This window comes from Ructibacterium gallinarum (assembly GCF_014982785.1).
Classification (GTDB): domain Bacteria; phylum Bacillota; class Clostridia; order Monoglobales; family Monoglobaceae; genus Ructibacterium; species Ructibacterium gallinarum.
Window position 1 is genome coordinate 129,529 of the sequence record NZ_JADCKB010000003.1, and the last position, 6,850, is coordinate 136,378.

The following is a 6,850-nucleotide window of genomic DNA, read 5'->3' on the forward strand; positions in this document are numbered from 1 at the left end:
AAATTAGCTTTTTAAATTATAAACTTAGCGAGGCAAAAAAATGATTATTGATGCACATGCACATATTTTTCCGCATAAAATCAGCAAGGCCGCAACACAGGGGATCTCTGATTTTTATCAGATACCCATTCCATATGATGGTACTCTGGAAACCTTGCTGCAGCTTGGTAAAGAAGCCGGTGTCAGTAAATTTATTGTCCACTCTGTCGCAACCGTACCGGAACAGGTGCCAAGCATTAACCGATTTCTTGAAGAGTCTATAACCCAGTATCCTGATACATTGATTGGTTTTATGGCCATGCATCCTGATTATTCCGATATAGAGGACGAAATTCTTCGTGCATCGCACAAAGGGCTAAAAGGAATAAAACTGCATCCAGATTTTCAGCAATTTAGGATTGACGATCCTAAAGCATTTCCCATTTACGAAGCGGCCGGAGACCGTTTCCCTATCCTGATCCATATGGGGGATTATCGCTATTCTTACAGTAAACCGGCACAGCTTGCTAAAATTCTTAAACTATTCCCCAAACTGCGGGTCATTGCCGCACATTTCGGTGGCTGGTCAGAATGGGATGATGCAGCGAAATATCTGAAGAATTTTCGGCTTTGGGTAGACACTTCCAGCTCCAGTCACTGGCTTCCGCCAGAACAGTTGATGAAGCTCATCCTTTGCTACGGTACTGATTCGATCCTGTTCGGAACAGATTATCCCATGTGGAATCATAAAGATGAGCTGGCCGTTCTGCGGAAACTTCCGCTTACTCCAGATCAATTAGATAAAATTCTTTATAAAAATGCCAAGGCACTGCTTAATCTGAAATAAGCTCTTCCTTTTCCTTTACAACAAAGGCAATGGCTTTCTGATGACACACAATTCCTGTTTCACAGTAAGACCCTCCAAATTCTCCGTCCAAAGTCCATTTAAGAGGCTCCGGAGAAGAAAATGAGACAGAACTTCCTCGGCAGTAAATCAAATGACGGCTTTCCCGGTTTTGCATTGTAAGGTCAATCAGCGTCTGATTTAAATCTCCCAAACTGGAAGGTGCTTTAACCAAAACCGCTTCGAAAATTCCATCATTGAGGGCAATATGTTCATTCATCATTTTACGAAACCCGCCTACTGAATAGGAGTTTGTCACCATTCCAAATAAAACGTCTCCTTCAAAGGCCGGATTGCCATCTGCCGTTAGCCGCAAAGGATACCGCTTTAAACTGGTAATTCTTTTTGCTCCATCCAAAAAATATGCCATCTTTCCAAGCGCATTTTTGGTGGCCTGAGAGGTTTCATATGCTACCTCGGTAAACGCACCAAAACCGGCAATATAGGTAAAAAAATGTCCATTCATTTCACCAATATCAAAATATGCCGGCACTCCTTCTGCAGCCAATTGCGCAGCACGTAAAATTTGTTTGGGAATGGAAAGGCTGGAAGCAAAATCATTCACCGTGCCAGCAGGAATATAGCCGCAGGGCGGACGCTGTTCTTTAGGAAGGCGCATCAAGCCTTCCGCAAGTTCATGAAGAGTACCATCACCGCCGGCAATCAAAATATAATCAAATTGTTCCGCTTTTTCAGCGACGATTTGAGTAACATCCCCCGCGCCTAAAGTGGGATGCACTGTAATCTCAAAACCATGATGGGCAAAAATTTCAAAAACATCAGACAAACGGGCTTTGATCCTGCCTTTTCCCGCCATAGGATTATATAAAAACAGCATTTGTTTTTTCATATATCTGCCGTCCTTTCTGAGAAAAATCAGCTTTATCATTCCTGCTGGTACCCCCAGGAAGTATCCATATATACAGATGGCAAAGCTTTTTTTCTTAGTATAACTTATGTTGATAAAAGTTGCAAGAGAAAAGCAATATTTAAATCAATGATTTAGAAAACACATAGAAAGGAATAATATCATGAAAAAAATCTGCGTTTTCGATTTAGACGGTACTCTGGTAAATTCCATTGAAGATATTGCTGGTGCAGTCAACCGTGCACTGAAACAAATTGGAAGGGCTCCTTACCCTGTTTCCGACTATCGCCATATGGTCGGAAATGGCATGGAGCTTTTGATGCAGCGCGCACTTAAAGAAGGAACAAGACAAGAGCTTTTGCTTCTAACCGAATTGTACCAAAAAGAATATCTTTCCCACTGCTGTGAAAACACCAAACCATATTCCGGCATTTTAAAACTGCTGAATCAACTAAAACAGCATGGATTTCTTCTTGCCGTACTGTCAAACAAGCCACAGGTCCAGTCCGAAGCCGTGGTTTCCTCGCTCTTTCCTGCCCACACTTTTTTCCGGATTATAGGTCAGCGCGCCGAATTTCCCCGCAAGCCAGCCCCCGACTCTCTCTTTGCGCTTCTGGCTTCTGCGCAGGCTAGCAAAGAGGAGGCATGGTATATTGGCGATTCCGACGTGGATATTCAACTGGGATATAATGCTGGGGTCGACACAATTGGCGTATCTTGGGGTTTCCGCGGCAAAGATGAACTGAAAAATGCAGGAGCAAAACAAATCGTAGACACCCCTTTGGAATTACAGAAACAAATTCTGGAATGAGAAATGAGGCAATCCATAAAAATAAGGATTGCCCCATATATTCTTTAAATATAATAAGAATTAATGAAATTATTTTTCAGTCAGTACTTTTTCACAATATACAAAAGATAACGGCATTCGTTTCCAGATATTTCTTATGCTGTTTCAGCGCCATATTCAATACTTGGTCTGTATATTACATTATTTTCTGCCTTTATATCTTTTCAAACACAGGTATATTTTCTGTCTTTACATGAATCCATCCAGGCTCTACTTCTTTCTTTGTCCAGAAATCCCGCCATCTTCCTTGTGGCAGATACACATCTCTCTCATCGCTCTCATCGGTAAGTGGAGCGACCAGCAGAGTATCACAGAACAGATACGCATCATCTATCTGATACGTCTGCTTGTCGTTTGTATAATCAGCAACCAGCGCACGCACTGGCGGTTTTCCCGTATCCCGGTATTGGTCAAAGGCCGCTTTCAGCATGGGAACCAATGTTTCCCTGGTTTTTAGCAAGCTTCTGACCTCGTCCTCACAATCCAGTTCCTTCCATGGAACTTCTGGACAGTACCATGCATTAATAATACACTGCACAGAAAAGATGTTTGTTTGCAGCCGTCTAATAAAATCTTTTTTTGTTTTGGCATCACGCACCTCTGGCGTCCATAAAATACCCGAAAAACCCGCATTAACCACACCCCGGATAAAGTCCTTATGATTATACAAATCACTGTATAATACGAACGGGTAAGAGGCAGAAAGCGCCCCTGCGTTGCGCACCTGCGACAACGTCTTTCTGCCATCAAGCGCCTTTAGTATTGTCTGCATATAAAGTACGCCAAACATTTGATGATACTGCTCGCCATCCATTCCAGATGGGAACTGCGCACAGTCGGGAAAACTCCAATCGCTTACCGTAAAATCACTGCTGTCACACTCGTCAAGTTTAAAGCCATCAATACCGATTTCAACTAATTGCTTCCGGTGGTAATCCGCAAAAATCTGCTTCGCCGCATCCAGTCCAAAATCCGGCACCAGCCCCTTCCACACCTCAAAATCACCACTTAATTCAAACAACTCTTTATAAATTGGCGAAGAAGAACTAACGAAGGCATGCTCCCAAAGATTCACATGAATTCCTTTACTGCGCAGTTCTGCGATGAGTTCAGCATAGTGTGGAAAATTTTCCTGGTTCCACTCATACGTACATGAATAACTGCCTGAGTGCCAACCTGGTTCAAGTCCTATGATATCGCAGGGGATGTCACTATTTTCAAAATACTTTACCAATGCCTTGACATCGTCTTCACTACTTTTAGCATATGCACGATACAGGACCCCCAGTCCCCACTCGGGCACATCACAGCCGCCGCCCGAAAACCTGTTATATTGTGAAACAATGTCAACTATGGTTTCACCTTCAAATATGTATAAATCAATTCCTTGTGCAGCCGGTATTTTTACCATCATAACAGTGTCTTCGCTATCCTCTGTCTTGGAATAAAGCTGCTGCGTATCGGTACGCACCTCGCTATGAAGCAAATCCTCCCGTTTTCTTTTCTTGACAAAACCGCAGTATGCCTCCATATAGCGCGCAGTATCAAAATAGATACCATAGCCCTTATTTGTCACGAAAAAGGGAACTGGGGCATGAGAATCCCCTGTATTTGCAACAGGATCAGAGTTTACCTTTAAGCAAAGTTTGCTTTTCTTATGATTAAAACCTTTCAGCTGCAATCCAAAGCCAAAAACCTCTTCGTCAGCAGCAAGCGGCATTTTTAAAATGCAGCCCTGCGCTGTAACTGAAAATTCTATTTTACTTATATCAAATTGTATGTCTGTTTCCTCATACAATAAATTCTTGCAGTATTTGGTGGGTACAAAGCTCTCTGGTGTGCCGAATGTTACTTTTTTCATTACAAATCCTCCTCGTAGTTTTCTGCACTGACTGCAGAGATATCTCTATCTTCGCTTCATTTTATATCCATACCAATATAACCCAGAGGTCATCATTTGTCAAGCACTTTTAAAGCATTTATTTTCATATTTCCCTGTAGTGCTGGTCTTAAATTCTGCTGTCACATCATAATCTGCTATAAAAAAACAGAACTAATTCCATTGAGGAACCAGCTCTGCTACTTATTTTTCTATATCTGTCATACTTTTCTCAGCATCAACTTTATGGGCTTAAACACGGATTCCACTGAATTCCTGGGCAATATTTAACGCATGATCTCCAATTCTCTCATAATCTACCAGCAATTCGGAATAAATAATAGCCGTTTCCATAGAACAAATTTCATCTTTCAGCCGTATCAACTGCTGTTTACGGTAATCAGCAACAGCTAGGTCTGTTTCCCTTTCCATTGCATGTACCCGCTCCGACATTTTCTCTGGATCTCTGGGTTCTAAAATAGCGTTTCGCAGTTTCTGGCTAAACTCCTTCATCTCCGTCAATTCTTCCAAAGCAGCATCGCTAAAACCCAAATTCTTTTCCTGAATTAAAACGGCATATCCTGCTATATTTAATGCGTGATCACCTATTCTTTCTGCATTTCCTACAATACTAAATATGTGATTTAGAGTCTGGGCCTCTTCCATTGATTGTCCCAGCGTCATAACTTCTGATATTTTCTTGGAAATTTCCAGATTATATTGATCAATTTTTTCCTCTCGTTCCTTGATTTCACTCTGCATGGAAAGATCATTCTTCAATATGGAAGTAAATCCATCTTCCACATTTTGAAAGGCCATACTCAGCATATCCCGCACATCGTTGAGCAAAGCATTCACCGCAATTGCCGAAGTACCCAAAATATGCTTAGAATCATGCAGTCCTTTCAACCACTGCTCTGAAGCACCGCTTTCCCGGCTGCGTTTATCAGGCAGGATATGTTCCGCCAATTTCGCCAAATATGTTCCAAATGGCAAAAGCAGCAACGTTGTTGTCACATTAAAAATAGTATGGATATTCGCAATCTGCGCTGCCGGATTATTGGGAACCCATGTCTCAATCCAATGGGTAAATGGTACAAGCATGGTTAACGAAACAAAAATAATTGTTCCGATAATATTAAACATCAAATGAATAATCGTTGTCCTTTTCGCATTGCGGTTTGCACCGATTGACGCCAGCAACGCGGTAATACAGGTGCCAATATTCTGTCCAAAAAGAACATAAACTGCACTGTCAAGGCCAATCAAACCGCTAACCGCTAAAGCCTGCAAAATTCCAACAGACGCAGATGATGATTGAATTATAGCTGTAAACAAAGCACCTGCCAAAATTCCCAACACCGGATTAGAAAAGCTTGTCATCAAGTTAATAAAGGTTTCCGATTCACGCAATGGCATCATTGCATCACTCATTAAACTCAAGCCAATAAATAAGATTCCAAGGCCTGCTGCAATACTGCCGATCGCCTGAACATGCTTCTTTTTAGAAAACACCACAACGGCCACACCGGCAAATGCAATTAACGGAGCAATTTTTCCAATATCAAGTGCGACCAGCTGTCCTGTAATGGTCGTACCAATATTTGCCCCCATAATAATCCATACTGCTTGTTGGAGAGTCATCAACCCTGAATTTACAAATCCGACAACCATAACCGTAGTAGCTGATGATGACTGAATGACGGCCGTAATACCAGCGCCAACCAGAACACCAAGAATTCGATTAGAGGTCAGTCGCTCCAGAATCTGCTTCATTCGGGTACCAGCCACAACCTCAAGATTTGCACTCATCATCTGCATACCATACAAAAACAATGCAAGTCCGCCTAACAGCGACAATATCAATTCTACGCCCATAACCCTTCTCCTTTGTATGTTGATTCCGTCTATTATTTCATGATTAATTCATACAAAACATAAAACCGGCTTTTACCTCAGATTGTCTCGACATAATAAAAGCCGCACTCTTTATACGGCCAATTTACCCCTTCCGATTTCAAGCTGGTTTTTGCATATGCACTGCTTTACTCTCAGTTATAGTGTATATTAATTCCAAACCTTTTTTATTTTATCAAAAATAAGTTCCTTTTGTCAATTGTAGTCTTCTCCAAACTCTAAATATTTTTTACGCATATTTTGTCTTTTTTCCGTGCAGAATGACGAAAAATTCTTATCACTTCTTTTTCGTAAAAAAAGGGAAGCATTTTCATGCTCCCCTCAGACTGTCGAAAAAGCTCAGCAAAAGCTGGGCTTTTTGTTTGTTATGTGGTAAAATAAGGTTGGGTGATAAAAATGCTAAGAACAAACAAGAAAGAACGAAATCAAGTAGAAATATTTTCAATAGAAGAA

5 protein-coding genes are annotated in these 6,850 nt (G+C 41.4%); 2 read left to right on the top strand and 3 right to left on the bottom strand.

Translation table 11 applies throughout. The features are described 5' to 3' along the window. Positions 1 to 40 precede the first annotated feature (40 nt). Complete coding sequence (locus INF28_RS02700; RefSeq protein WP_226391935.1) at positions 41 to 826, top strand: amidohydrolase family protein; 786 nt, start codon at positions 41 to 43, stop codon at positions 824 to 826. Here INF28_RS02700 and INF28_RS02705 read toward each other — a convergent pair. Beyond that, positions 813 to 1,733, bottom strand: coding sequence for a diacylglycerol/lipid kinase family protein (locus INF28_RS02705; protein ID WP_226391936.1), 921 nt, complete (start codon positions 1,731 to 1,733; stop codon positions 813 to 815). The two genes, INF28_RS02700 and INF28_RS02705, sit on opposite strands and share 14 nt — an antisense overlap. A gap of 181 nt (positions 1,734 to 1,914) precedes the next feature. Here INF28_RS02705 and INF28_RS02710 point away from each other — a divergent pair, with 181 nt between their 5' ends. Beyond that, positions 1,915 to 2,562, top strand: a complete 648-nt coding sequence (locus INF28_RS02710; RefSeq protein WP_226391937.1) for an HAD family hydrolase — start codon at positions 1,915 to 1,917, stop codon at positions 2,560 to 2,562. Positions 2,563 to 2,755: 193 nt separating this feature from the next. On the opposite strand, the gene INF28_RS02715 is transcribed toward INF28_RS02710, so the two are convergent. Both INF28_RS02715 and INF28_RS02720 read right to left on the bottom strand, forming a co-directional pair. Then, complete coding sequence (locus INF28_RS02715) at positions 2,756 to 4,462, bottom strand: TIM-barrel domain-containing protein (protein WP_226391938.1); 1,707 nt, start codon at positions 4,460 to 4,462, stop codon at positions 2,756 to 2,758. A gap of 270 nt (positions 4,463 to 4,732) precedes the next feature. Continuing rightward, entirely contained in the window at positions 4,733 to 6,358 is a 1,626-nt protein-coding gene (locus tag INF28_RS02720) for a Na/Pi cotransporter family protein (protein WP_226391939.1), read from the bottom strand. Between the last annotated feature and the right edge of the window lie 492 nt (positions 6,359 to 6,850).